Source organism: Rhodanobacter sp. K2T2 (assembly GCF_013408815.1).
GTDB lineage: Bacteria > Pseudomonadota > Gammaproteobacteria > Xanthomonadales > Rhodanobacteraceae > Rhodanobacter.
The window spans coordinates 157146-183137 of record NZ_JACCCA010000006.1 but is presented as its reverse complement, the minus strand read 5'-3'; the positions used below and the strand labels follow the sequence as shown (position 1 = coordinate 183137).

The 25992-nt window shown below is 63.7% G+C and carries 26 protein-coding genes; 4 read left to right on the top strand and 22 right to left on the bottom strand.

Annotated features, from left to right (window positions below; genetic code table 11):
- Nucleotides 1–54 precede the first annotated feature (54 nt).
- The 9 genes from HDE78_RS11530 to HDE78_RS11490 form a co-directional block, all read right to left on the bottom strand.
- On the bottom strand, nt 55–945 hold the full coding sequence (locus tag HDE78_RS11530; protein WP_179479476.1) for an acyltransferase: 891 nt from the start codon (nt 943–945) through the stop codon (nt 55–57).
- A gap of 83 nt (nt 946–1028) precedes the next feature.
- The gene (locus HDE78_RS11525; RefSeq protein ID WP_179479474.1) at nt 1029–2276 is read right to left on the bottom strand and encodes a cysteine desulfurase; all 1248 of its coding nucleotides are present in this window, start codon (nt 2274–2276) and stop codon (nt 1029–1031) included.
- 19 nt (nt 2277–2295) lie between these two features.
- Entirely contained in the window at nt 2296–3618 is a 1323-nt protein-coding gene (gene sufD, locus HDE78_RS11520) for a Fe-S cluster assembly protein SufD (protein ID WP_179479472.1), read from the bottom strand.
- A complete protein-coding gene (sufC, locus tag HDE78_RS11515; RefSeq protein ID WP_179479764.1) occupies nt 3615–4379 on the bottom strand; it encodes a Fe-S cluster assembly ATPase SufC in 765 nt (254 codons plus the stop codon). The genes sufD and sufC overlap by 4 nt, the downstream gene beginning before the upstream one ends.
- Before the next feature lie 5 nt (nt 4380–4384).
- Nucleotides 4385–4819, bottom strand: a complete 435-nt coding sequence (locus tag HDE78_RS11510) for a hypothetical protein (RefSeq protein WP_218862287.1) — start codon at nt 4817–4819, stop codon at nt 4385–4387.
- 65 nt (nt 4820–4884) lie between these two features.
- On the bottom strand, nt 4885–5403 hold the full coding sequence (locus tag HDE78_RS11505) for a DUF6795 domain-containing protein (protein WP_179479468.1): 519 nt from the start codon (nt 5401–5403) through the stop codon (nt 4885–4887).
- Between the two features lie 43 nt (nt 5404–5446).
- The gene (locus HDE78_RS11500; protein ID WP_345776055.1) at nt 5447–5968 is read right to left on the bottom strand and encodes a GNAT family N-acetyltransferase; all 522 of its coding nucleotides are present in this window, start codon (nt 5966–5968) and stop codon (nt 5447–5449) included.
- A gap of 8 nt (nt 5969–5976) precedes the next feature.
- Nucleotides 5977–7440 (bottom strand): Fe-S cluster assembly protein SufB, encoded by a 1464-nt coding sequence (sufB, locus tag HDE78_RS11495; protein ID WP_179479465.1) that lies wholly within the window; start codon nt 7438–7440, stop codon nt 5977–5979.
- An 8-nt stretch (nt 7441–7448) separates the two neighbouring features.
- Nucleotides 7449–7973 carry an SUF system Fe-S cluster assembly regulator gene (locus HDE78_RS11490; RefSeq protein ID WP_179479463.1) on the bottom strand — a complete coding sequence of 175 codons (525 nt, stop codon included), beginning with the start codon at nt 7971–7973 and terminating at the stop codon, nt 7449–7451.
- 252 nt (nt 7974–8225) lie between these two features.
- On the opposite strand from HDE78_RS11490, the gene HDE78_RS11485 reads away from it, so the two are divergent.
- Nucleotides 8226–8564 carry a P-II family nitrogen regulator gene (locus HDE78_RS11485; RefSeq protein ID WP_179479461.1) on the top strand — a complete coding sequence of 113 codons (339 nt, stop codon included), beginning with the start codon at nt 8226–8228 and terminating at the stop codon, nt 8562–8564.
- A gap of 40 nt (nt 8565–8604) precedes the next feature.
- Here HDE78_RS11485 and HDE78_RS11480 read toward each other — a convergent pair whose 3' ends face one another.
- Genes HDE78_RS11480 through HDE78_RS11470 form a run of 3 tightly spaced genes read right to left on the bottom strand, consistent with a single transcriptional unit; the run spans nt 8605 to nt 11178 of the window.
- Nucleotides 8605–9105, bottom strand: coding sequence for a RidA family protein (locus HDE78_RS11480; RefSeq protein WP_179479459.1), 501 nt, complete (start codon nt 9103–9105; stop codon nt 8605–8607).
- Between the two features lie 43 nt (nt 9106–9148).
- Complete coding sequence (locus HDE78_RS11475; RefSeq protein ID WP_179479457.1) at nt 9149–9601, bottom strand: cytochrome c; 453 nt, start codon at nt 9599–9601, stop codon at nt 9149–9151.
- On the bottom strand, nt 9598–11178 hold the full coding sequence (locus HDE78_RS11470) for a flavin monoamine oxidase family protein (protein WP_179479762.1): 1581 nt from the start codon (nt 11176–11178) through the stop codon (nt 9598–9600). Before HDE78_RS11470 ends, HDE78_RS11475 begins: the two co-directional genes overlap by 4 nt.
- Nucleotides 11179–11426: 248 nt before the next feature.
- Between HDE78_RS11470 and HDE78_RS11465 the strand changes: the two genes are divergently transcribed.
- Nucleotides 11427–12497, top strand: a complete 1071-nt coding sequence (locus HDE78_RS11465) for a phosphotransferase (RefSeq protein WP_255457761.1) — start codon at nt 11427–11429, stop codon at nt 12495–12497.
- Nucleotides 12497–13165, top strand: coding sequence for an N-acetylmuramate alpha-1-phosphate uridylyltransferase MurU (murU, locus tag HDE78_RS11460; RefSeq protein ID WP_179479453.1), 669 nt, complete (start codon nt 12497–12499; stop codon nt 13163–13165). Before HDE78_RS11465 ends, murU begins: the two co-directional genes overlap by 1 nt.
- Nucleotides 13166–13235: 70 nt before the next feature.
- Here the strand turns inward: murU and motB are convergent, their stop codons facing one another.
- The 7 genes from motB to HDE78_RS11425 form a co-directional block, all read right to left on the bottom strand.
- The gene (motB, locus tag HDE78_RS11455) at nt 13236–14348 is read right to left on the bottom strand and encodes a flagellar motor protein MotB (RefSeq protein ID WP_179479451.1); all 1113 of its coding nucleotides are present in this window, start codon (nt 14346–14348) and stop codon (nt 13236–13238) included.
- On the bottom strand, nt 14345–15214 hold the full coding sequence (motA, locus tag HDE78_RS11450) for a flagellar motor stator protein MotA (RefSeq protein WP_179479449.1): 870 nt from the start codon (nt 15212–15214) through the stop codon (nt 14345–14347). The genes motB and motA overlap by 4 nt, the downstream gene beginning before the upstream one ends.
- Nucleotides 15215–15399: 185 nt before the next feature.
- On the bottom strand, nt 15400–16362 hold the full coding sequence (gene secF, locus HDE78_RS11445; protein WP_179479447.1) for a protein translocase subunit SecF: 963 nt from the start codon (nt 16360–16362) through the stop codon (nt 15400–15402).
- Between the two features lie 9 nt (nt 16363–16371).
- Nucleotides 16372–18255 carry a protein translocase subunit SecD gene (secD, locus tag HDE78_RS11440; protein ID WP_179479445.1) on the bottom strand — a complete coding sequence of 628 codons (1884 nt, stop codon included), beginning with the start codon at nt 18253–18255 and terminating at the stop codon, nt 16372–16374.
- A 127-nt stretch (nt 18256–18382) separates the two neighbouring features.
- A complete protein-coding gene (gene yajC, locus HDE78_RS11435; protein WP_179479443.1) occupies nt 18383–18721 on the bottom strand; it encodes a preprotein translocase subunit YajC in 339 nt (112 codons plus the stop codon).
- A 233-nt stretch (nt 18722–18954) separates the two neighbouring features.
- Entirely contained in the window at nt 18955–20094 is a 1140-nt protein-coding gene (tgt, locus tag HDE78_RS11430) for a tRNA guanosine(34) transglycosylase Tgt (protein ID WP_179479441.1), read from the bottom strand.
- Between the two features lie 52 nt (nt 20095–20146).
- The gene (locus HDE78_RS11425; RefSeq protein ID WP_179479440.1) at nt 20147–20755 is read right to left on the bottom strand and encodes a flavin reductase family protein; all 609 of its coding nucleotides are present in this window, start codon (nt 20753–20755) and stop codon (nt 20147–20149) included.
- A gap of 136 nt (nt 20756–20891) precedes the next feature.
- On the opposite strand from HDE78_RS11425, the gene HDE78_RS11420 reads away from it, so the two are divergent.
- Nucleotides 20892–21173, top strand: coding sequence for a PepSY domain-containing protein (locus HDE78_RS11420; protein ID WP_179479438.1), 282 nt, complete (start codon nt 20892–20894; stop codon nt 21171–21173).
- 9 nt (nt 21174–21182) lie between these two features.
- Here HDE78_RS11420 and queA read toward each other — a convergent pair whose 3' ends face one another.
- From queA to HDE78_RS11405, 3 genes are all read right to left on the bottom strand, one after another.
- Nucleotides 21183–22214, bottom strand: coding sequence for a tRNA preQ1(34) S-adenosylmethionine ribosyltransferase-isomerase QueA (gene queA, locus HDE78_RS11415; protein ID WP_179479436.1), 1032 nt, complete (start codon nt 22212–22214; stop codon nt 21183–21185).
- A gap of 118 nt (nt 22215–22332) precedes the next feature.
- A complete protein-coding gene (locus HDE78_RS11410; protein WP_179479434.1) occupies nt 22333–24759 on the bottom strand; it encodes a hypothetical protein in 2427 nt (808 codons plus the stop codon).
- Entirely contained in the window at nt 24746–25960 is a 1215-nt protein-coding gene (locus HDE78_RS11405) for a DUF3142 domain-containing protein (RefSeq protein ID WP_255457760.1), read from the bottom strand. The genes HDE78_RS11410 and HDE78_RS11405 overlap by 14 nt, the downstream gene beginning before the upstream one ends.
- Nucleotides 25961–25992 lie beyond the last annotated feature (32 nt).

Genomic DNA, 25992 nt, shown 5'->3' with positions numbered 1-25992 from the left:
CCGACGCTCACACGTCGGGGCGATTTCTTATCCGCCTACAGCAGCGAATCGCACCTAGCGCGTGCGCATGCCGCCGATCTGCGCATCCTTGTCGGCCCACAAGGTATTGACCCAGGCCTGGAAACTGTCGCGGAACGCGGGATCGGCTTCGTAGTCGCCCCGCAAAGCGGCGTTGATTGGGAGCTCGCGCACGTGTACGCGAATCTCGCTGACCCGGCCGGCGATCAGATCCATCATCGTGTATGGGCCATCGGGATAGACGATGGTGACGTCGAGCATCGCATCCAGCGCATCGCCCATCGCATCGAGCACGAACGCCACGCCGCCGGCCTTGGGCCGCAGCAAATACCGATAGGCGGATTTCTGCTTGTCATGCTTGGCCGGGGTAAAGCGCGTGCCCTCGACGAAGTTCATCACCGACACCGGCATGTGCCGGAATTTTTCGCAGGCGCGGCGCGTCGCCTCCATGTCCTTGCCCTGCAGCTCCGGATGCGCGGCAAGCGTTTCCTTCGAGTAGCGCTTCATGAAAGGGAAATCCAGCGCCCACCAAGCCGGCCCCAGCAGCGGCACCCAGATCAGCTGGCTCTTCAGGAAAAAACGCAGGAACGGGATGCGCCGATTGAAGATCTTCTGCAGCACCGGAATATCGACCCAGCTCTGGTGGTTGCACAGCACCAGATAATTGCCGTCGTAACGCAGCTCGTTCAGGCCATCGACCTGCCAGCGCGTGCGGGTGAACCAGTCGAACATGCCGCTATTGACCGCGATCCAACTCTCCGCGATCAGCACCAGGCCGCGCGACAACGCCAGCCGGATGCCGCGAATCGGCAGGATCACCTTGAACAGCGTCAGCAGGAACAGCGGCGTCACGTGCACCACGATGTTCAGTGCAAGGAGCAGCATCACCAGCGGTACGCGAATGAAACCAGGAAGCTTTGCGAGCATGAAAGACCAATCGCGGGGGAGGACAAGTTGCTGCAGAGTAGCGCCCCGGCGCGACGCCGGGAAACCTTTGTGCGGCCGAGCCTCTACATCAGCAGCTTGCGCACCTTGATCAAGGCCGCAATAAAGGTGTCGATTTCCTCGCGCGTGTTATAGAACGCAAACGACACGCGCACTGTGGCCGGTACGTCGAAAAACTGCATCAGCGGATGCGCGCAGTGATGGCCGGAGCGCACGGCCACGCCTTGCAGATCGAGCAAAGTGGCCAGATCGGTGGCTTGCGCCCCTTCGATCAAAAACGAGATCACCGCCTCTTTTTCGCTTGCCTCGCCGAACAGGCGCAGGCCGGGAATCTCGCGCAGCCGCTCGGTGGCGTAGCGCAGCAGATCCTGCTCCTGCGCATGGATGGCGTCGAAGCCGACGCTCTCGTAGTAATCGATAGCCGCGCCCAGGCCGATAAAGCCGGCGATATTGGGCGTGCCAGCCTCGAACTTGTGCGGCGGCGGTGCGAAGCTGGTGCCGCTGAAGCTGACTTCGCGGATCATCTCGCCGCCGCCGAAGAACGGCGGCATGGCTTCGAGATGTTCACGCTTCGCCCACAGCGCGCCCGTGCCGGTCGGCCCCAGCATCTTGTGGCCGGTGAGCGCGTAGAAATCGCAGCCCAGCGCCTGCACGTCGACCGGCCTATGCGGGACCGCCTGCGAACCATCGACCAGCAGCGGGATGCCGCGCTTTTTGCACTCGCGCGCGATCTCGCGCACCGGATTGACCGTACCCAGCACGTTCGACACGTGCGCCACGCAGGCGAGCTTTACCTCGGGCGACAGCATGGCGACAAACTGTTCCACGATCAGCTCACCGCGCTGATTGATCGGCGCCGCCTTGACCGTCGCACCCGTGCGCGCCGCCATCAGCTGCCACGGCACGATGTTGGCGTGGTGTTCCATCACCGTGGTGAGAATCGCGTCGCCCGCTTTCAACTGCGGCAGCACATAGCTGTAAGCGACCAGATTGATCGACTGCGTCGTACCCGAAGTGAGGATCAGCTCGTTGCGCGACGTGGCGTTGATGAAGCGCGCCAGCTTGTCGCGTGCTCCCTCATACGCTGCCGTCGATTCCTCACCCAGCTGATGCACGGCGCGCGCCACGTTGGCGTTGGTTTCGCGGTAGTGCCGGTTCATCGCCTCGATCACCGCCTGCGGCTTCTGGCTGGTGTTGGCGTTGTCGAAGTACACCAGCGGCTTGCCATCGTGGACAGTACGCGAGAGCACGGGGAAATCCGCACGAATGTGCTGGATATCGAACACGGGCTGGGTTTTGGGCTGTGCGTTCATGGGCAGGATGTCGCTTCCTTCAATGCTGTGGCAGCTGCGCGATCAGCAGCTCCGCCAGATGTTCACGCAGCGCGTCGTTCGGCAGATCGTCGAGCACGGCGCGACAGAATGCGGTGGTGAGCAGCGCGCGCGCCTCGTGCAGCGGAATGCCGCGCGAGCGCAGATAGAACAGCGCACGTTCGTCGAGCTGGCCGACCGTTGCGCCATGTGCCGCCTTCACCTCGTCGGCGTAAATTTCCAGTTCGGGCTTGGTGTCGATTTCGGCGTTCGGCGACAGCAGCAAATTCTTGTTGCTGAGGCTGGCATCGCTGCCATCCGCGCCGGGCGCCACCACCATTGCGCCGCGAAACACGCCGCGCGCACGATCGCTGGCCACGCCGCGCCAGTTCGAGCTCGATCGCGTGTTCAACGCCTGATGGCGGATAGCGAGCTGCGTATCGATATGCTGACGCCCGTGTGGCATGAACACGCCACGCGTATCGAGCTGCGCGCCGTCACCGATCAGCTCGGCCTGCAGATCGTGACGCACCAGCGCGCCACCGAGCTCCAGCACATGCAAAGTCGCACAAGCTTTCGTATGCAGACGAAGGCGGCTCTGGCGAATCAAGGTGTCAGTGGAACTAGCATTCTGCAGCAGCAAGTGATGCAGCAACGCGCCTTCGCGCAGTTCGATATCGCTCACTAGCGTCGCCAGATGCGACGACTCACCGCTGCCGATGTGCTGCTCCACCAAACTCAGCTCGGCGCCCTCAGCCAGTTCGATGATGTGGCGCACGTGCCAAGCTACGGAGGCGTCCGCAGCGGCGCCGACGAACACCAGCTGTACCGGCGCGCCGATCTTCTGATGTGCCGCCACGCGCAGCACCACGCCATCGGCCGCGCTGGCCGCATTGATATGCGTGAACGCATCGCTGGCGCCACGCGCGTGCCCCATCGAAGCGGAACGCGACAGCGCGAAGCGCAGCGGTTCGGCGTCGCCCTTCAAGGCCTGCGACAGCGGCTGCAGGATGAGTCCGGCCGGCAATCTATCGATCGCCGAAAGATCAGCGCGAAACGCACCGTTGACGAACACCAGCCGCGGACCCTCGACGCCCGGCAGGACCAGCATCGATGCGTCGACCGTACGCGTCTGTGCGTCGGCATCGCCGGACACAAAACGGCGCTGCGACAGCGCGCGCAGGGCGGTGTACTTCCACGCTTCGACGCGCGTATCGGGCAAGCCGCCAGCAACAAACGCTTCACGGTTTTCCTGCCGCATCGCGTCCAGCCAGCCGATGCCGCTGGGCGGCAGCGGCGCATCCAGCAGCGCGGTCACCAGCGGCAGCGGCGCCGGCTGGTTCATACCGACGCTCCCGCCGGGTGGCGCTCGGCGACACCGGCGTAGCCCTGCGCTTCGAGCTTCAGCGCCAGCGACTTGTCGCCGCTTTCGACGATGCGACCGTCGGCCAGCACGTGTACGAAGTCCGGCACCACGTAATCGAGCAGACGCTGATAGTGGGTGATCATCAGGAACGCGCGCTCGGGCGAACGCAGCGTGTTCACGCCCTGCGCCACCTGCTTCAAGGCGTCGATATCGAGACCCGAATCGGTTTCGTCGAGAATCGCCAGCTGCGGTTCGAGTACGGCCATCTGGAAGATCTCGTTGCGCTTTTTTTCACCGCCGGAAAAACCTTCGTTGACCGCGCGATGCAGCAGCTCGTCGGAGATCTGCATCACCTTCAGCTTCTCGCGCACCAGCTTGAGAAACTGCATGGAGTCCAGTTCCTTTTCGCCGCGTACCTTGCGCTGCGCGTTGAACGCCGCGCGCAGAAAGTAGGTGTTGTTGACGCCGGGAATTTCCACCGGGTACTGAAACGCCAGAAACACGCCGGCCGCGGCGCGCGCTTCCGGGTCCAGCGCCAGCAGATCGATGCCGTTGTAGATCACCGAACCGGCGGTGACTTCGTAACCCTCGCGACCGGACAACACGTTGCCCAGGGTGGATTTGCCCGCGCCGTTCGGTCCCATGATGGCGTGCACTTCGCCCGCGTTCACGGTGAGGCTGAGCCCCTTGAGAATTTCCTTGCCCTCGACGCGGGCGTGCAGGTTTTCGATTTTCAGCATACTCATTACTTTGATCCCACGACGGCCATGGAACACACGCCATGGCCTTGCAATTGTTGGTAACCACCGATGCCACTGCTCACCGCCGATGACTTCAAGTCACAGATGGCGATGATGGGCTCATCCAGCACAAATCCGTTTTCGGAAGGATCCGACAGCCAGCCCGCGCGCTGCGGCTCATCGTTGACGGAAAAGCTCAATCCCCACGGCACGGGCCGATCACCGACATGGGATATCCATACAAATCGGCGAATCGGCCCGATCTGAAAATGTCCGCGGGCATCGGCGACAACCTCCAGGGTCTTCGCCTTGGCGACAGCGTGGCCGGACGCGTCGAGCCGGTCGATCAGTTGGATATGCGCATGGGGCACCGGCCCACCGGAATTCTCGATGCTGCCGATGATCTCGGGCGCGCTCAGCTCGTGATGCGGCCACGGCACGCAGGCGCTCAGCGACAGCGGCGCGGCACACAGCAGGCTGAGTTGGATAAGGCTCCATTTCGCACTCATTTCTTCGACGCTACCGCAACTTTCAGCTTGCAGGGACCGATGCCGACGACGGCGATATCGCCCTCGATCACGCTGGACTTGCTGTCAGCCGCCAGATCGCACTGTGCGGTGACGACCGCGTTGGGCACCTCGCCCAACATGTCCGGATCGGATACCCAGCCGACGTTCCAGGTCTGGCCGTCTTGCGACATGCGCAGCCCCCACGGCACGGTGTGCTGATCCACCTTGAACAGCGGGTTGTCGATCCTGCGCGCCTGCTGCTTGATCGGCCCCAGCGTGAAATGACCCTGCGCATCGGTGACCGCTTCCTGCGTCTGGGCTCCGGGCTGCGGCTCGCCCGATGCGTTCAACACATCGACCAGCTGCATGTGCATACCTTGCACCGGTTGGCCGGCACGCGTCACGGTGCCGCTGATCTGCGGCGCAATGAGATATCGGTGCTTGATCGGCACACTGCAGCCGACGACGCCGGCAGCGGCCAGTACACACAGCAAAATCCTTGAAGACGACGTCATGCCGCGATCCTTCTGAAGAGGGAATGCACGATGGTTTTGAAACTCATGGAGATGCCTCGACACGGGCATAACTCGTTGCCAACGCATCGATCGCCTTGCGGCTCATCAGGCAGGCGAACCACTCGCGCAGCACGTCGGCGCCCAGCGATTCGTAGAACGCGATGGACGGCGTATTCCAGTCCAGCACCGACCACTGCAGCCGCGGCAGGTTTTCATCGACGCAGCGCTGCGCCAGATGCGCAATCAGTCTCTTGCCGATGCCGTTGCCGCGAAACGCGGGCCGCACGAAAAGATCTTCCAGATAGATGCCGGCGCGGCCGAGAAAGGCCGAATAATTGTAAAACCAGAAAGCCATACCGGCGACTTCACCATTCCACATGGCGATATCGCAGTGCGCACGCGGCGCGGGGCCGAACAGGTCACGGGTGAGATCGGCTTGTGTCGCGTCGACCTCGTGGAGCAGCTTTTCGTAATCGGCCAGCTCGCGGATCAGCGCCAGAATCTCGCCCACATCCTGCACGTTTGCCGGTCGCAGCTGCAGCAACGATTCCGTTTTATCCGCCACGACGCTCATTAGCCTACCGCGCCTTCGAGCGACACTTCCAGAAGCTTTTTCGCCTCGACGGCAAACTCCATCGGCAGCTCGCGGAAAACCTGCTTGCAGAAGCCGTCGACGATCATCGATACGGCGTCTTCCTCGCTGATACCGCGGGCGCGGCAGTAGAACATCTGGTCGTCGGAAATTTTCGACGTGGTCGCCTCGTGCTCGACGATAGCGGTGGGATTTTTCACCTCCATATACGGGAAGGTGTGCGCGCCGCACTGCTTGCCGATCAGCAGGCTGTCGCACTGGGTGTAGTTGCGTGCGCCGTCGGCACCCTTCTCCATCTTGACCAGGCCGCGATAGCTGTTGGAGCTGCGTCCCGCGCTGATGCCCTTGGCGACGATCTTCGACTTGGTGTGCTTGCCGATATGGATCATCTTGGTGCCGGTGTCGGCCTGCTGATGATGATGCGTCAGCGCCACCGAGTAGAACTCGCCCACCGAACGATCGCCGCGCAGCACACAGCTCGGATATTTCCACGTCACCGCCGAACCGGTTTCCACCTGGGTCCAGGAAATTTTCGAGTCGTCGCCGCGACAATCGCCGCGCTTGGTCACGAAGTTGTAGATACCGCCGACGCCGTTTTCGTCGCCGGGATACCAGTTCTGCACGGTCGAGTATTTGATCTGCGCCTTCTCCAGCGCGACCAGTTCGACCACCGCCGCATGCAGCTGATTCTCATCGCGCTTGGGCGCGGTGCAGCCTTCCAGATACGACACGTGGCTGCCTTCTTCGGCCACGATCAGGGTGCGTTCGAACTGGCCCGTGTTCTGCGCATTGATGCGAAAATACGTGCTCAGCTCCATCGGGCAGCGCACGCCCTTGGGGATAAAGACAAAGCTGCCGTCGGAGAACACGGCGGAGTTGAGCGCGGCGAAAAAGTTGTCGCCGGTCGGCACCACGCTGCCCAGATACTGCCGCACCAGTTCGGGATGTTCGCGAATCGCTTCGCTCATCGAACAGAAGATCACGCCGGCCGCCGCCAGCTCCTTGCGGAACGTGGTACCGACCGACACCGAGTCGAACACCGCGTCCACCGCCACCCCGGCCAGCTTGGCGCGCTCGTGCAGCGGCACGCCGAGCTTCTCGTACATTTCCAGCAGTTTCGGATCGACTTCATCGAGCGATTTCAGGCCGGCCTTGGGCGCGGCGTAATAGCTCAGCGCCTGGTAGTCGACCGGCTCGATCTTCAGCTTGGCCCAGTCCGGCGTCGGCATGGTCAGCCAGTGGCGATAGGCGTCGAGGCGCCAGTCGGTCATCCACTCCGGCTCGCGCTTGATCGCGGAGAGCTGGCGGATGATGTCCTCGCTCAGGCCGGGCGGCAGGCTGGTCATCTCGATATCGGTGACGAAACCGGCCGAGTAGCTGCGGCCTAGCGCCTCGGCCACATCGGCGTTGTCGCGCAGCGCTGTGCTGGTGCTGTCGTTGGTCATGGTCTGGTTCATTCGGTAGTGACGCCGCCGGAGTTTGACCGGACAGCCGCGGTATCGGCGACCGTTGCGGCAATCCGCCGGGGTGCTGTTTTTTTGGGCGACGGCGGGTTGCTCAGATCGACAACCGGCAGGCGCGTTTTGAGCATGTCGGCCAGGCTAACCGCGCGCAGCGCGCTGTCCAGCACGCTGTTGACCTGCTGCCAGCTGCCGCGCACGCCGCACTGCGATTCGCGATCGCAATGGCCTTCGGCCAGACTGCACTCGGTCATGCCGATCGGGCCTTCCAGTGCCTCCACGATCTCGGCCAGCGAAATATCCGCGGCCGACCGCGCCAGCCGATAACCGCCGTTGACGCCACGAAACGACTCGACCAGCGAGGCGTGCCCGAGCGCTTTCAGCAGCTTGCTCACCGTCGGCAGCTCCAGCCGGGTTTCGTCGGCGATCTGCCCCGTGGTGAGCACATCATGCGGATGCGCTGCGATGCAGGTCATCACGACGGTGGCGTAATCGGTGAGTCGGCTGACGCGTAACATCGGAGCGCTCTGGCCTGAGTAACTGTAATCGGGACTAAAATGGTACTGATTCGACCCACTGGCGTCAATCCAAGCCGGCGCCCGGCCCTTTTCAAACGCACCAATGACAGGCAATGACCGACTGCATTGCACGATTTTAGTGCAGCCCATCCTTGAGGCATTGCCCCCATCCTCGCCATGCAGCGACACAGCAGCTGAAGCGGCATGGCATGCATCGTGCTGACTGCAACCATCACAGCGCGAGAACCCACTATGAAATGGATCACGGCGATCATCAAACCGTTCACGCTGGACGATGTGCGCGAGGCGCTCAGCGAAGCCGGCGTGCAGGGCATGACGGTAACCGAGGTGAAAGGCTTCGGCCGCCAGCACGGTCACACCGAGCTGTATCGCGGCGCCGAATACGTGGTCGATTTCCTGCCCAAGCTGAAAATCGAAGTGGCGGTGGCGGACGACCGGCTCGATCACGCCATCGAGGCGATCACCGGGGCCGCACGCACCGGCAAGATCGGCGACGGCAAGATTTTTGTCGCCGAACTCGAACAGGCGGTGCGCATCCGCACGCAAGAAGTCGATGGGGATGCGCTGTAGAAATCCGCGAGAACGGCAACGGCTCTAGCCGCCTTGCCGACTACGGCCTCACTGCGGTGACCTCGATCTCGACCAGCGCCGCCGGAACCACCAGCGCGGCCACCTGCACCGCCGAACGCGACGGCAGGTTCGGCTGCGCCTTGGTACCGAAGAACTGCGTATAGCCGTCCATAAAGCCGGCGAAGTCGAGCTTGTCGCCTTTATTCTTGTCGGCTACCAGGAACACCTGCATCTTCACCACGTCGCCCATGCTCAGATGCATGCTTTCCAGCTGCTTCTTGATATGGGCCAAGGCCGAGATCGTCTGCGTCTTGGTATCACCCATCGACGCGGGCGCACCGTTCGAAGCGCTGGCATCCTTCGGCATCTGCCCCATCTGGCCGCTGAGATAGACCATGGTCTTGCCGGCCGGCACTTCGACCGCTGCCGAGATGGGGAACGTGCTGTCGGGCAGCTTGTAACGGATCACGTCGGAGGCGCTGGCGACGATCGGCAGCGTGCACAGCAGCAGGGGCAGAACGGTGCGGGAAAAGCGATGCATGGGATGTCCTTGTAAGTGAATGCCGCTGATGAAATCGAAAGATCTACGGATGCAGCGCCTTGACCTCGGCCGCCGTGATGGTGTCCTTGTAGTCGTTGCCGAAGTGCGTGCGGATGTAGTTGATCACGCTGGCGATCTGCTCGTCGGTCAGCCAGACCGGATCGATAAACGACTCCCGCTCGCTGTCGCCTGGATCTTTGGGCGCGAACGCGGGCATGTTGCGGCGGCCGTGCAAGATGGTCAGCGCCATGTACGACGCGGATGACATCGTGGGATTGTGCGCAAATGCCGGATAGTGCCCCGCACCGATCGCCCCCTGCCCGTTCGGCATGTGGCAGCCCTGGCAGAGATGCGCGTAGATCTGTGCGCCGCTGTCGGTCTTCAGCGAGGCGTCGTTGCGAATACCTGCGCTGTCGGCGAAGGCCTGCGTGCTGGTCAGCAAAAGCAGGGCAGCGAATGCGATGAATTTTGCCGTTATGGCGTCGATGTTTTTCATGCCGTCGCTCCCGCCGCGGCGCGTCGATGCAGCCGACCGATCGCGTCCAGCGCCGAGGTGACCGCGCCCTCCTGCCACGCCGGCAGGCACGACGCGTGCTCACCGGCCAGCACGATGCGCCCATCGAACTGGCACAGGTTGTCGTAATGGTCGGCGCGCGCCTGCTCCGACCACTGGGCGAAACAACCGAGGGTAAAGGGCGAGCGATGCCAGGCCACCGCCATGCCGTTGTCAAACTCTTTCGGATACTGCGGGTGAATCTTGCTGCCCTGTTCAAGCGCGCGTTGGATGCGTTCGGCCGGCGACATCGCGGTGAACTCCATCGCATCCAGGCCCCAGATATACGCACCCAGCAACACGCCCTTGCCACCACTGAAATAGCCCGTGCTCGGGTAGCTGATATTGGTGATCGCCTGGTCGGTATAAGTGATGCCGCCGTAGATCTGATCGTCCTCTTCCCAGAAGCGCCGCTTGAACTGCAGGCCGACCTTCACCGCCGCCGCGTACGGCACGGCGGCAATGGCTTCGGCCATCGCCTGCCCTACGTTCATCGGAATCTGACCGAGGATCGACAGCGGCAGCGTGCACACGCACCAGTCGGCGCTCGCCGTGTGCTTGACGCCCGGTGCCGTGGTGTCTTCATACATCGCGGTGACGCCGCGCTCGTCCTGCTGGATCGCCGTGACCTTGGCGTTGTAGCGGATCAGCGGCCCCAGCTCGCGCGCGAAGGCCTGACCGATCACCCCCATGCCGCCGACCGGCTGGAACAGCGTGGTCTGCATCTCGTAGTTGTCGCCCACCGGCAAGCCTTGCCAAAGCCGTGAATCGAGGACGTCCTTCAGCGCAAACGGTTCGGAAGCAATCGGGTGACCGCTCAAACCGCCGCCAGGATCTTTTTCGTAGCCGCGCCGGTTGCTGCTCAGCTCGCCTTTGGCATAAGCGTAGTTCTTGTCGAGCGCGCCCCAGCTGCGCAGGGAGTGCAGCAGTTTTTCCTGATCCTCCTTGCTGACCAGCGCATCGAGCTGATTCGCCTGCGTGGTCTTGGCCAGCAGCTCGGCGACGTGGCCCTGATAGTCGGCCTTGACCGCACGAAAGCGCTGCGGCTTGCCGTCGAATCCTTTCGTGCTGTGCAGATAGGCGTTGTAGTTGACCTGCACAAACGCTTCCAGCGGCACGCCGAGCTGCTTGCAGTAGTGCAGGATGCCGTGATGATGGTAGGGCAATCGCCAGGGGCCGGGGTTGATATACAGACCCTTGTCGAAACCGCAGTGCTGGGTCGCGCCGCCGAGCTCGGTGTAGGTATCGCCGCCGCGCAGCGTCCAGTTGCGGCCACCGGCGCGCGCGTTGTATTCGAGCACCTGCACCTTGTAGCCGGCTTCGCGCAATTCGTACGCGGCAACCAAGCCGGCGATGCCGGCGCCAAGCACCAGCACCGAAGAACCCTTCGGCGCTTGACCGAGTTTGATCGGCGCCTTGTACGGCGATTGCGCCGCAAAACCCAGTCCACTCATCGCCTGATACATCGCCGCGCTGCCGGCGGTCACGCCGATCATGCGCAGCAGCTGGCGCCGGGTCATCGAGAAACCACGATCACTTTCGCCCATTCAACTCCCCTCGTTGATTGCCCCGGAGGCCGTGCCTGCATGGCCTCATGTCGTCGAATGCGCGCTGCGCGTTCCCCTCGCTTCGTGCTCCAAACCGATCGCTATGTCGTTATAACTACCACAGGCTGCTGCGCCGCACCAATGCGAGCGTCATTGCCATGCCGCTCACGCTGGTCGGCACAAACCATTAAGCTGACGTGCCGTCCGCCAGTATGAGTTTCATGGAACCGCACGATCGCGCCGCCGCCCGCCTGGCCTGGACCCGGGCCACCTTGCACGATGATTCGCTGACGCTCGAATCCGCCTCGGCCGACGCCAGCTTCCGCAGCTACTGGCGCACGCATCACCAGGGCCGCAGCTGGATCGTGATGGACTCGCCGCCCGCGCTCGAAGATCCGCGCCCTTGGCTGGCGCTCGGCGCGAAACTCGCTGCCGCCGGCGTGCACGTACCGGCGGTTCACGCGCACGATTTGCAGCAGGGTTTTCTGCTGATCGAGGACCTGGGCCATCGGTTGTATCTATCCGAATTGCGCGACGACAACGCGGACGCGCTGTATGGCGCCGCCATGGATGCACTGCAGCGCATGCAGGAGCGCGTCGACACCACCGACTTGCCGCGCTTCGATCGCGCGCTCGTGCTGCAGGGCCTGGAGATCATGCCCGTCTGGTTTCTCGAACGGCATCTCGGAAGCGCGCCCGACGCCGCCGAACGGACAACGCTGGACGCCGCGTTCGAGCTTATCGCACGCAATCACGAAGAGCAGCCGCACGGTTTCGTGCACCGGGATTTTCACAGCCGCAATCTGCTGGTGATCGAATCCGGCAATCGCTCTGACAGCATCAGCCAGAGGCGCGAGCGTTCGGGAATCGTTGCTCCTCGACTTTTGAGCCCAGGGATTATCGATTTCCAGGGCGCCCTCCACGGCCCGCTGACCTACGACCTCGCCTCGCTGCTGCGCGACGCCTATATCGTGTGGCCGCCAGCACGCGTCGATGCCTGGGTCGAGTCGTACCGTCAGCGGCTGCTGGCCGCGGGACGTCTTGACAGCAGTGTAGATCGGGCACGCTTTCTGCACTGGTTCGACCTGACCGGGCTGCAGCGCCATCTGCGCGTGCTCGGCCAGTTCTATCGGCTGTGGTATCGCGACGGCAAACCGGGCTACCTGGCCGACGTGCCGCGCGTCTACGACTACGTAATCGGCGTGGCGAATCGTTATCCCGAACTCGCCGACCTCGCGGCGTTGCTGCAGCGACGTGTCGGCCAGCGCGACCTGCGCACGGCGAACGACTGATGAGACATGCGCTGATCTTTGCCGCCGGCCTCGGCGAACGCATGCGTCCACTCACCGACCGCACGCCGAAGCCGCTGCTGCCGGTCGGCGGCAAACCGCTGATCGAGTGGCATCTGGAAAAGCTCGCCGCTGCTGGCGTGCACTACGTGGTGATCAACACCTCGCATCTGGCCGATCAATTTCCCGACGCGCTGGGCGACGGTTCGCGCTGGGGCTTGCGCATCCGCTACGCCTACGAAGGGCCAACGCCGCTGGAAACCGGCGGCGGCATGCTCAACGCGTTGCCCTTGCTGGGAAGCGAACCGTTTATCGCGATCAGTGCGGACATCTGGAGCGCGTACGACTACGCCACGCTGCCGGTCGAGCCGGCAGGCCACGCGCATCTGGTGATGGTACCCAACCCATCCTGGTATCCGCGGGGCGATTTCGTGTTGCAGCAGAACAAGCTGCACGCCGATGGCGACGGTGAACGCCTGACTTTCGGCAACATCGGTGTCTACCGCCCGGCACTGGTTCGCGGCCATGCCCAAGGACGCTTCAAGCTTCTACCGCTCTACCAGCAGGCCATGCGCGAGCAGCAGCTCGCCGGCGAACGCTACGACGGTGACTGGTGGAATGTCGGCAATCCGCAGCAGCTCGCCGAACTGGATGCCCATTTGCGCGGCTGACCCGGCACCGGCCTCCACCGCGACCACGTTCCGACACACGTCGACGGAGGTCGCGCGCATCAGTATCCCGCTAACGGGACGACTTCGGTCCTATCGCTTGGACAATCGGTGAAATCGTCGGCAGCGACGGCAACGATGCACCCGGCGCTACGGCGTCAGCTGGTGGGTGGGTCAGAGGAATAATCACCGACACCGGCTCGATCGCCGGAGTCCGGTTCCCCATACGCTGCGGCGGCGCGGCGTTTGGCGCGGCCGGGGCGGCAGTGGGCGCGGCATTCAGTCCCGCCGTCTCCGGCGAGGAGGCCGCGTCGGATGCCTCCTTGTTCATCACGATCAGGCTGATGCGGCGATTGAACGGCGCATCCGGATGCTGCTGGTCGAATGGCACGGAGTCGGCCAGTCCCACGACGCGCGCGACCTTGTCCACCGCCATGCCGCCGGATAACAGGGCGCGGCGCGCCGCATTGGCGCGATCGGCTGAGAGCTCCCAGTTGCCGTACTCACCGTCCCGGCTGTACGGCGTATTGTCGGTATGGCCCGAAATGCTGATCTTGTTCGGCACCTTGTTCACGAAGCCGGCCAGCTCGCGCAGAATCATCTCGCTGTAGGGCTTCATGTGATCGCTGGCGGTATCGAACATCGGCCGGTTCAATTTATCGACGATCTGGATGCGCAATCCTTCCGACGTGATATCGAGCAACAGCTGGTCCTTGAACGGCGCCAGTGCCTGGCTTTTCTGGATAGCCGCGTTCATCTGCGCCATCAGCTCTTCCAGCCGCGCCATGTCCTGAGCCCTGACGCGCTTCGAAATCTCCTGCGGCGATTTGTCGTTGCTGCTGGCCGCCGGTGCCGGTCCACTGTGCCGATCCTTGCCATGACCGTGCGACATATCCATCCCGCCGCCAAGCTTGATCGGGCTGTCGCTGGCGCCACCAGGGCCGGCCCGCCCGGGTGGCGCGATGGTCGCAGTTCCCGGTGTCATGCTCGGGTTCTTGAAATACTCGGAGATGGCCGCTTTCTGTTCGCGCGTACCCTGTCCCAGGATCCACATCACCAAAAAGAAAGCCATCATCGCGGTCATGAAATCCGCATAGGCCACCTTCCATTCACCGCCATGGTGCACGCCGTGCACGCGTTTGATTTTGCGCACGATGATGGAGGGCTGGCTATCGTGCTCGCTCATGCGCGTGTGCCCGCCCGGTCGCCCTTGAGGTGCTCATCGAAATCCTGAAAAGTCGGACGGCTCTGCGACGACAGCGCCTTGCGCGCAAACTCCACCGATACCTTGGGGTTGTAGGCACGCAGGTTGGCGATCAGTGCGACCTTGACGCACTCGAACGCCTTGCCGTCCTCGTTCGTGCGGTTCTCCATGGCCGAGGCCAGCGGCCCGACGAAACCATAGCAAAGCAGAATGCCGACGAAGGTGCCCACCAGTGCGCCGGCGATGTGCTCGCCAATGGCCGAGGTGTCGCCATTGAGCGACGACATGGTGGTGACGATGCCGAGTACGGCAGCGACGATGCCGAAACCCGGCAACGCGTCGCCCAATCGATTGATGGCCTTCGACGGCGCCAGTGCATCGTGATGATGGGTTTCCAGCTCGTAGTCCAGCAGCGGCTCGAGCTCCTGCGCATTCATGCTGCCGCTGACCATCAGGCGCAGGCAATCGGTGATGAAGTCGATCAGATGATGTTCCCGGATCAATCGCGGGTAGGCGGAAAATATCGGACTCGCATGCGGATCTTCGATATGTTCTTCAAGGCTGAGCAGGCCGCCTTTACGCATCGCGTTGAAAATATCGTAGAGCAGCGACAGCAGGTCTATGTAGTCCTCGCGCTTGTAGCGCGGCCCCTTGAAGAGACCCAGCAACTCGGAGCCTGCCGTCTTGACGATCTTCAATGGGTTCGCGATCAGAAAAGCGCCCAATGCCCCGCCGCAGATGATCAGCATCTCGTACGGCTGCCATAAGGCGAGCAAGTGACCGTGGGAAGCCAGATAGCCGCCAATGACACAACCCAAGACGACCAGCGTCCCGACAATAACCAGCATGATGCACTGCCCCGAAAACGGAAAAGTCCGTTTTTTCTTACCAAGGACTTATCGGCTAGCGCGACCACAAGTTGAGGAGAATGCTGCGTTTGCAGCAACCACTTTCCAGGCCGCGATCCGGGCGTTGAAACGACGAAGGCCCGGCTTGCGCCGGGCCTTCGTGATGTCCCGCAACGCGTTGCCTATCAGGGCCGACGCGCCAGCTCCGGGTTCTCGCGGGTCACCGGCATCAGATCCTTTTTCGACACGCCCAGCCACAGAAGGATCGGGCTGGCCACGAAGATCGACGACAGCGTACCGACCAGAATGCCGATCAGCATGGTCACGGCAAAACCGTGCACCGCGGTGCCGCCGAAAAAGAACAGCGCCGCCATGGTGATGCTGGTAAACAGCGAGGTGATGATGGTTCGCGACAGCGTATTGTTGATCGAGCGGTTGAGAATTTCTTCCGGTTCGGCCTTGCGCGCCAGGCGGAACAGCTCGCGGATACGATCGAACACCACTACCTTGTCGTTGATCGAATAACCGATCACCGCCAGCACGGAGGCCAGCACGGTCATGTCGAACTCGCGCTGCACCAGGGCCAGGATGCCCAACGTCACCAGCACGTCGTGAAACTCGGTCACGATGGCAGCGAAGGCGAAGCGGCGCTCGAAGCGAATGCCCAGGTAGAAGCCGATGCCCAGCACCACGAAAAGCGCCGCCCACAGGCCATCGCTGCGCAGCTCCGCACCGACTTCGGCACTGACGAAGTCCTTGCTCTTCACCTTCGCATCCGAACGCGCCGCCTGCAGCATCTTGATAACGTCGGCGGATATGCGATCAAGGTTGACCTTGCCATCGGCCTGGACCGAGGCCGGATCGTCCTTGGGTTGCATGCGGATCGACACTTCGCGCGTACCGCCCAGGCTCTGCACGATCGGATTCTCGACGCCGCCCTTGGCCAGCGCAGCGCGCACGTCGTTGATCTGCACCGGCTGATCGTAGTCCACGACCAGCGACACGCCGCCGTTGAAATCCAGGCCGTAGTTGAGGCCCTTGGTCGCGATCAGCACTATCGAGGCAATCATCAGAAACGCGGCAATCGCGATGCTGAACTTGCGCATGCCGAGGAAGTTGACGTTGCTGTTGTGATTGAAAATTTCCATTGCGATTCCTCAGACCGACAGCGTCTTGAGCTTGCGGTGGCCGTGGATCAACGCAGTAAACGCGTGGGTCAACGTTACCGAGGTGAACAGCGAGGTCAGGATGCCGATCATCAACGTCACGCCGAAGCCCCTGATCGCGCCGGTACCCATGGTGGTCAGCGCCAGCGCGGCGATCAGATGGGTGACGTTGGCATCGAGAATCGTGGCCCAGGCTTTTTCATAACCTGCGCGGATCGACGCGTGCGGACTCGAACCGTTACGCAGCTCCTCGCGGATGCGTTCGCAGATCAGCACGTTCGCATCGATGGCCATGCCCAGCGTCAGCACGATACCGGCGATGCCGGGCATGGTCAGCGTGACGCCGATCAGCGACATCACCGCCACCAGGATTACCAGGTTGAAGAACAGCGCAATATCGGCCACCAGGCCGAACAGCTTGTAGTAAATCGCGGCGGCCAGCAGTACCAGGCCCAGGCCCAGCATCACCGCCATAAAGCCCTTGTTGATATTGTCCGCGCCCAGGCTGGCACCGATCACACCCTCTTCGACGATATCGACCGGCGCGGCCAGCGCACCGCCCTTGAGCAGCAGCGCAAGATCGGAAGCATCTTTCAAGCTGGCCAAACCGTTGGTCTCGAACTGCCGGCTGAAAGGGCTGGAGATGGTCGCGTCGTTGATCACCGACTCGGTGTCTTTGGACGTGCGCACTTCCTTGCCGTCGACGATCTTGGTTTCGGTGACGCGCTCGACGTAGACCACCGCCATCGGCTTGCCGACGTTGGCGTTGGTGAAGTCGCCCATCTTCTTGGCGCCCGCGGCGTTCAACGTCACGCTGACGTTCGGCGTGCCGTTGCGCGTATCGGTGCCCGACGCCGCATCGACCAGCTGGCTGCCGGTGACGATCACGCGTTTGCTGACCAGGACCGGGGTGCGGGTGTCACGCATGTAATAGAGGTTGGCGTCTGGTGGAATGCTGCCCGTGCGCATCGCTTCCTGCGCCTGCGGGTCGCCGGGAAAGCCGATGCCCGCGCGGTATTCCAGCGTGGCGGTGGCGCCGATCAGCTTCTTGGCTTCGGTCGCATCTTGCACGCCGGCCAGTTCCACCACGATGCGGCTGTCGCCCTGCTGCTGGATCAGAGGCTCGGACACGCCGAGCGCATTGATGCGGTTGCGCAGCGTGCTGAGGTTCTGCTGGATCGCGCTGCGCGAGAGGTCGCGCAGCTTGTCTGGCTTGATCACCGCGTTGAGCAGAAAGCGATCGCCCGTACTGCTGCCGTTGGACACGATGATGTCGGTGAATTCGTTGGCGATCGCGTCGGACGCCTTGCTGCGATCGTCGGCCGAACGCAGAATCACGGCGATGCCCTGACCGGCGACCGGATTGCGCGCCACCGACTCGTAGCGGATGTTCTTCTGCTGCAGCAGCGCGCGGATATCGTCGGCATAGCTGGTTTCCTGCTTGTCGACGATGCCGCTCTGATCGACCTGCATCAGAAAGTGCACGCCGCCCTGCAGATCCAGGCCCAGCGGCATCGAGCGCGCGCCGATCGCGCGCAGCCAGCCCGGCACGGTCGACTGCAGCTTGAATGCGGTGGAGTAACCGTCGCCCAGGGCCGTCTTGATCGCATCGGCGGCGCTTTTCTGCGTATCGCCATTGCCGAAGGTGGCGATCAGGTTGTCGCCCTGCACACTCACGCTGGTGGCAGCAATGTGCTGCGCCGCGAGCGCCGCGGTCACCTTCTGCTGAATCGACTGATCGATCGGCGCGCTGCCGCGGTTGGCGCTGACCTGCACGGCGGCCACCGGGAAAAAGGCGTTCGGCAAGGCGTAGAGGACGCCGAACAACATCACTATCGCGACCAGCGCGTATTTCCAGCGGGGAAAATCACTCATGCCTTGCATCCATCAGATAGCGTCCATCGAAGCCGCAGCAACCAGCCGGCGGTGTTAGCGAACATCGGAAAACATCCCGTGAAAAGCAGCCCCCAAAGCGGCCGGACCGAAGCCCGGCATCCGTCGATCAGACGGACTTTAGCGAACCCTTGGGCAGCACCTGCGACACCGAACCCTTCTGCACCTTGACCACCACATTGGTGGCGATTTCGACGCTGATAAAAGTTTCACCGACCTCGTCGATACGGCCGGCAATGCCGCCATTGGTCACCACTTCGTCGCCCTTGGCCAGCGCCGACAGCATGGTGCGCAGCTCTTTCTGACGCTTCATCTGCGGGCGGATCATCAGGAAATAGAACACGCCAAACAGCACGATGATCGGCAGAAAGGTCAGGATCGGATTGCCTGCGGCAGGCGCGACAGCGGGCGCAGCCTGGGCAAGCACGAACGGGATCGAAAACGTCATTGGGTCTGTCTCGCAAGTGGTGGCGCAGCCCGAGAAGTCAGCTGCCGCCGGTCAAAGATCAACGATTATGCCATGCACCCCCCAGCCGTGCACGGCTGGGGCGCCTCGGTACCGGGCACGGACCGGGTAACGGCGGAACCTTTCAGCCCAGCGGGCGCTCGCCGGACGGAGCCTTTCCCTGCGACTCGTACCAACCGCAAAAGTTCGCCAGGCATGAGCGCCCAGCGGTTCGTCTACGCGACGGTCGGGCGGCGTCTGGCGTAGAACTCGGCGGTGAACGCGTCCAGCGTACCGCCGGCAATGGCCTCGCGCAGGCCGGCCATCAGCCGCTGGTAGTAGCGCAGGTTGTGCATGGTAGCCAGCTGGCTGCCCAGAATCTCATTGCAGCGATCCAGGTGGCGCAGATAGGCGCGGCTGAAGCCGCCGGCGCAGGCGTAGCAGTCGCAGCCCTCCTCGATCACCCGGGTGTCCAGCGAATATTTGGCGTTGCGGATGCGCAGCGTGCCCTCGGCGGTGAACAGAAAGCCGTTGCGGGCGTTGCGGGTGGGCATGACGCAGTCGAACATGTCGATACCGCGACGCACCGCCTCGACGATATCCTCCGGCCTACCCACGCCCATCAAATAGCGCGGCTTGTCCTGCGGCAACAGCGGCACGGTGAAATCCAGCGCGTGGTTGCGCTCGGCCTCCGGCTCGCCGACGGCCAGGCCGCCGACGGCATAGCCGTCGAAGCCGATGTCGATCAGACCTTCGGCGGAGCGGGTGCGCAGGTTTTCGAAGATGCTCCCCTGCACGATGCCGAACAGCGCGTTCGAGGGTTTCACGTTGGCACGTTGCAAATCGTCGAAGCTGCGGCGGGAACGTTCGGCCCAGCGCAGGCTCAGCTCCATCGAGTCGCTGGCGACCTTTTCCGTTGCCGGATACGGCGTGCACTCGTCGAAAATCATCGCGATGTCCGAATCCAGCGTGGTCTGGATCTGCATCGACACTTCGGGCGACAGGAACACTTTCGAGCCGTCCACCGGCGAGGCGAAGGTCACGCCCTCCTCGGTGATCTTGCGCTTGTGCGCCAGCGAAAAAACCTGAAAGCCGCCCGAGTCGGTGAGGATGGGTTTATCCCAGCCGATGAATTTGTGCAGGCCGCCGAACTGCTCGACGATCTCCAGCCCCGGCCGCAGAAACAGGTGAAAGGTGTTGCCGAGGATGATTTCCGCGCCGATGTCCTTGACGTCGCGCGGCGTCATCGCCTTCACCGAGCCGTAGGTACCGACGGGCATGAAGGCCGGCGTTTCCACCGTGCCGCGGTCGAACGTGAGGCAGCCGCGGCGAGCCGCGCCGTCGGTGGCGGAAAGCGCAAAAGTCATGGAGGTCATCCGACCCATTATACGGGGCCGCCGTAGCCGGGCGACCGACCAGCACTCAGCGTCAGGCCGGGCGCTTCATCGCAAAGCGGTCGCGCGTGGTCGAATACCAGCTGCCGCTGAGGCGCCCGACCAGATCGAGCTTGGCCGGATCGACGTGCCGCTCATCGGCCATCACCGCGTCGTCGATATGCGCCAGCAGCACGCGGGCAAAGATCAGAAACTGGCGCGGATGTTCCGCCGGGTACGGAATCACTTCGGCCAGCGTGCACTCGAACGCCACCGACGCGGCAGCGATGCGCGGCGGCTTCACCCGCACGCTGGGCAACGTGGCGATGCCGACCGCGTCGAACTCGCTGTCGTCGTGCGGCAGCGTCGCCGCGGTGGCGTTCATATGCTCCGCTTCGGCCTTGCTGACCAGATGAATCACCAGCTCGCCGGTGGCGCGCGCGTTACGCAAGGTGTCTTTCAACTCACCGTTGGCGCGCAGACCGACGTTGACCATCAGCGTCGCCGGATCGTCGCAGATCACCTGGAAAAAACTGAAGGGCGCCAGGTTGGTGATGCCGTTGGCGGACACGGTGGACACCCAGGCGATCGGCCGCGGCGTCACCGTCGACGACAGCCAGCGGTAGGATTCGGCGGCGTCGAGCTGGCTGAAATCAAGCTGCATGGTTTTCCCTGCTCATTCGGTTCGAAAAGTCAGGGCAACGCACCCTGACGAAGGATTGCCGTACATTTTGCACACCGCACGTCGACAGCGCGTTGGCGAGCGCCGATAGTGGTGCCAATCCTTCCGGGAGCACCTCATGAAAATTTTGACAGGTATGTGTATGGCATTCGCGGCAACGCTTCTTTGGTCCGGCGCTTCGCTAGCCGACCAACCAGGCAACGGGTGGCTAAGCGCCGCGGCGGTGACGCAAAAGCTCGACGCGCAGGGCTTCAAACATGTGCAGGCGCTTGAGGCCGTGCACGGCCACTGGGAGGGCGAGGCGTTCCAGCACGGCCAGCTGGTCAAGTTCCACGCCGACGCCAAAACTGGCCAGGTGACGTTTGAAAAAGCCAAGGACAACGCCAGAGGCAACAACTGACGCGCCGACTTACCTGCCCTTCGGCAGAATCAGCATCGCGTCTCCGTAGGAGAAAAAGCGATAACGCTGCGCCACCGCATGGCGGTAGGACTCCAGCATGAACTCGCGCCCGGCCAGCGCCGATACCAGCATCAGCAGGGTCGACTGCGGCAGATGGAAATTGGTCACCAGCGCATCGACGCTGGTGATGCGGTAGCCGGGGAAGATGAAGATCTGGGTTTCGCCCGCAAATGGCTGCAGTTCGCCATCGCGGGTCGCACTCTCCAGCGCGCGCACCACCGTGGTGCCCACGGCCACGACGCGACCGCCCGCGGCGCGCGTGCGGCGGATCTTTTCCACCAGCGCCGCGCCGACGTTGAGCCACTCGCGGTGCATCACATGATCGCGCACGTCGTCAGCGCGCATCGGCTGAAACGTGCCGGCGCCCACGTGCAGGGTCACGTAGCCGAAGTCGACGCCCTTGTCGCGCAGCGTCGCCAGCATGGCCTCGTCGAAATGCAGGCCGGCGGTGGGCGCCGCCACTGCACCGGGCTCGCGCGCGTACACCGTCTGATAGCGCTCCATGTCGCTGGCGTCGGCATGCCGCTCGATGTATGGCGGCAGCGGCATCTCGCCCAGCTTCAGCAGCAGCTTTTCCAGCGGCTCGGGCGATTCGAAGCGCAGCCTAAAGAACGCATCGTCCCGCCCCAGCACGGTGGCGAAACTGCCGTCGGCCAGCTCGATCCGTGCGCCCTCTTTCGGCTTTTTGCTGACGCCTAGCTGCACCGTGGCCTCGTGCGCGCCGGTGACGCGCTCGATCAAAATCTCCACCGCGCCGCCCGTGCCTTTGCGCCCGTATAGACGCGCCGGGAGCACGCGGGTGTCGTTGAACACCAGCAGATCGCCCGGCTGTAAAAAGTCGGGCAGCTCGCGAAACAGGCGATCCTCGCGTGTGCCGTTCTGCGCATCGAGCAGCAGCAAGCGGCTGGCCGAGCGTTCGGCCAGCGGCGCTTGCGCGATCAGCTCGGGCGGTAACTCAAAATCGAAATCGGACTTCTTCACGGTATGGACATTCTCGGGGCCGCTGCCGCTGGCAAAAAGGCGACGCCACGTCGGGGACGAAGCGTTTGCAGCGCGCTATTATCGCGCAGCCGAAGCCGTTCGTCTTTTGCCCGCGCGCTCAGGCCGTCGCGCGCCGGCGGCGACGGCGCAACCACCAGCCAACCAAGCCGGCCAGCACTAACACGGAGGCGACAATTTCGACCGGCAGCCAATGCCGAATGAAGTGCCTGGCCTGGACGATGCGCTGATGCCGCAACAGCTGCCGCGCGCGGTCGAAATTCGGCGCTTCGCAGTCGGCGCCGAAATTGTCGTTCCACTTCACGTAGGCGCCCTGCTTGATGTAACGCTGGTAATAGGTTTCCACGCGACGCTGCGCTTCCGACGGTCCGGTCGGCTTGGTGTCGCTATATCCCTGATAGTGGTCGTCGTAATCGGGCGGACCTTCACGCATCCAGCTGGCCGCTTTGCACAGCACGGCCGCGAAAGCTTGCGAGCGAGGCGGCAGCAGGTCGGCCGCGGCAACCGCCTCGTCGGCGGCGATATAGCGATAATGAAAACGCCAGTTGAGCTTGGCCGCGCTGTCGGCAAAGCGCTGGCGTTCGCCGTCGGTGACAAAGGCCTGTTTCAGGTCGGCGGCCGAGTGTCCGCTGCCACCCTGAAGGCCACCGCCGTTGTCCGCGTAATCGGGGCCCTGCTCGAAGCCGAGCAGCTCCATGCCGTTTTCGCGGGCGATCACGGCGGCGGCATAGCGCGCCTGCGCCTTGCCGATATCGGTCCAAGCGCTGTCGGCATGATGAAGGTCGCTGGCATACTCGCTCGCCTTGGCGCGCAAATCGACGGTGCCGAAACGCGGGTCGCCGCTGGCCGGAAAATAGGCCTGCGCCTCGTCGTAACGGTTCGCCCGCATCAGCCTGCGCGCCAGCAGCCAGCGCAGGTTGTCGGCCAACGTGCCCGAGCCGTATTGGTGATCCTTGTCCTTGCTCGGGGCGGGCACGGGCGTCGCGGCAGCATGCGCGTCGACAAAAGCCTTCAGTTCGTCGATGGTGAGCACGCGCTCGGCGACATAAAACGTGTCGTTGCCGTAGCCGATGCCGCCATCCTCGTCGGTATACGTATTACCGTCGCCGCCGGCGCGACTGGCCGCGGCATAGAGATGATCCATAGCCTCAACGTATTCACCGCGCGCCAGCGCCAGCACGCCCTGCTCCCCACCCAACAGCAGCACGTTGCTCGGCTCAATCGCCGCCTTGGGATCGTCCGATGCAGGAAAGGCTTTGGCAGCTTCCGCATAGGCGGCCGCGGCGGCGGCAAGATCGCCCTTGTGCAAGGCGAGCTTGGCGTCGACCCAGCTGGCCAACGGGCCCGGCGCCTTGGCCGCCAGCGTTGCCGCCAGGTCATAGCGCCCACTGCCATAGGCCAGCGCAGCCAGACGGTCGGCGCCGGCGACATGATCGAGACCCTGCTTTTCGATGGCCTGCACCAACGCCGGCAATACCGGATTGGGCTTGGCCGAGGTGCTCGTTGTCGGGTCGCTATCCGCGCCGTCGCCTACGCGGGCGAGCGCATAGGCCACCAGCAGGCGCTGCGAAAGCGGGCCGTCCACGAGCGCGGCAGCGCGGTCATCGTCGCGCAGCACGTTATTGGCGAGGGTGGCCAGCGACTGCACGGCGCTGTCCGAACCGTGCCCGGCCTGCGCCGCGTAAAGCGCGATCGCGTGCTTGAGATCGGCCGCGGCGATGCCGGTGCCGCAGTCGTTATCGTCGACGTAGAGATTCGCCCAGCTGCACTGCTGTTTGCCGTTATACAGATACAGCCGCGCCTCCTCGCCGAAGCTGGAGACGGCCAGGCCTTGCGCATCCGCGGCGCCAGCAACGGCGCGAGTGCGCGCCAGCTGAAACGCCTTGGCGGCGGCATCGCGCTCGCGCTTGAACGCCGCCGCGTCGTTGACCGCGGCATTGGCGCGCTGCGCATGGATACGGCCCAGTGAATAAGCCGCCCACACCGAGCGCAGCGTCGCCTGGTCCGGCGGCAGCGCCAGCACTTTTTCGAAGCTGGCGATGGCCAGATCCATTTTTGCCTGATCGGGTTTGTCGCACGCGGCGGTCGCCGCCGTGGTGGACTCGGCGGGTTTCGACGCCGCGGCACACGCTTGATTGGCGGCGGCGTAATCTACCGCACCGGCCACATACAGGCGCAGATCCTCGGGCAGATCCTTGCCGTCCTCATACGCCTTGCTGCCGTCCGCCGACTGCCGCAGCGCCAGCACGCGCTGCCACTGCGCCGGCGTCAGACCTTGCGAGGCAGCGTCGTCGGCGGGCTTGGGCGCGTCGTAGGGCGACACTTCCGATTCGTGCGCCTGCAGCTTGTCGGTGGCGGGCAGCAGATGCGCGGCCTCCCAGGCAAAGCTGTTTTGCGGCGTGGCCTTCAACGTGGCATCGCGATGATCAAGCAGCTGAGTAGGGAAATCCGGGCCGCACGCCCACACCGCACCCGCGGTAATCGCGGCGACAGCGCACACCACCCAAATCCCGTTACGGCTCCACATGCAGCTGTACTCCCTCTGTGGCGCAGCGCGCCCACCCTATGACTCTTTGGCTGTGCGCCCGCAGCAACCCAGGCTGCAGGCGTTCGATGCGTAGTGTGTCGCGGCCAGCGCTCAGTGCATAGCCGTTGATGCCGTCGGTCAGCGTGCAACTCTTGGGCAGCACCACCGCCCCCGGCAGCGGCTGGTCCAGCTCGCCAGGATTTTTCAGAGCTAGGTCGAGCGTACCCGCCGTACTGCCGGGCCGCGCGTTGGCCGTCACCTCGCCATGCAAGGGCTGCTGCTGCATGACAGCCAGCCACGTCGACAGGCTCCATGCACGGTCGTCACTAGCGATGGGCAGCCGGAACCAGACGATACCCGCCAGGTGAGCCGGCGGATCGTGCTGCAGCCGCGCGAGAAACGCGGCTACCTCCTGCGGTGTGGCGAGCAGCTCCCGGCTATCGTCGCCGGCATCCAGCACGCCGGCTTCGCTCTGCACGCTGACCAAATGGCCCTGGGTATCCCAGCTCACGCGGGAGCCATACGTCGGCAACGCTACGCGAAACGGTTTGTCGCCGCGTTGCGCGTAGTCGTCCACCCAACGCATCGCGAGCGCACCGTCGAACAGCCCCGCGCGCGGATTGCGCACGGCATGCACCTGCAGCACGGACTCATCCACTTGCGCCAGCACGGTCGCGAGGTCAGGCGAATGCAGCCACGCCGGCAATGCGGTGATCGACAGCGTCAGGCCTGGCAGCGACGACCGCAGTGCAGCGAGGTAGTGCGCATAGGCCGGCAGCCTCGCCGTGCCGCAGTCGTGGTCGATCTCCAGCCCAGCGAGGCGGATACCGCGCCCCTGCCAACCGTTCCAGAGCGCCATGGTATCGGCCAGCAGCAACGCCTCGTTCCGCTGTACCAATTGGCCGTCTATACGCACGACCATAACGACCGGCTTGCCGCTGCTCGACAGCGCGGAAATATCCGGATGAAACACCTGCAGCCGCCCGGCGCGATCGGTCTGCGCCGCCAGTACGCGCCACTGGCGGATATCGGCGGCACTGTCATGCATCGCCTGCGCCACGGCCGGCGTCCATACGCGCTGCCAGATGTAGGCGTCGTTGGTCAGCGCGCTGGACGGGTGGCTGCAAGCCACCAGCCCCATCGAGGCGACCAAGAGCGCCGTGCGAAAAAACGCTGCGAGGCGAAACCGGATAACGATCATCAACCCCACGCCCCTGCACCGCCGTGCGATGT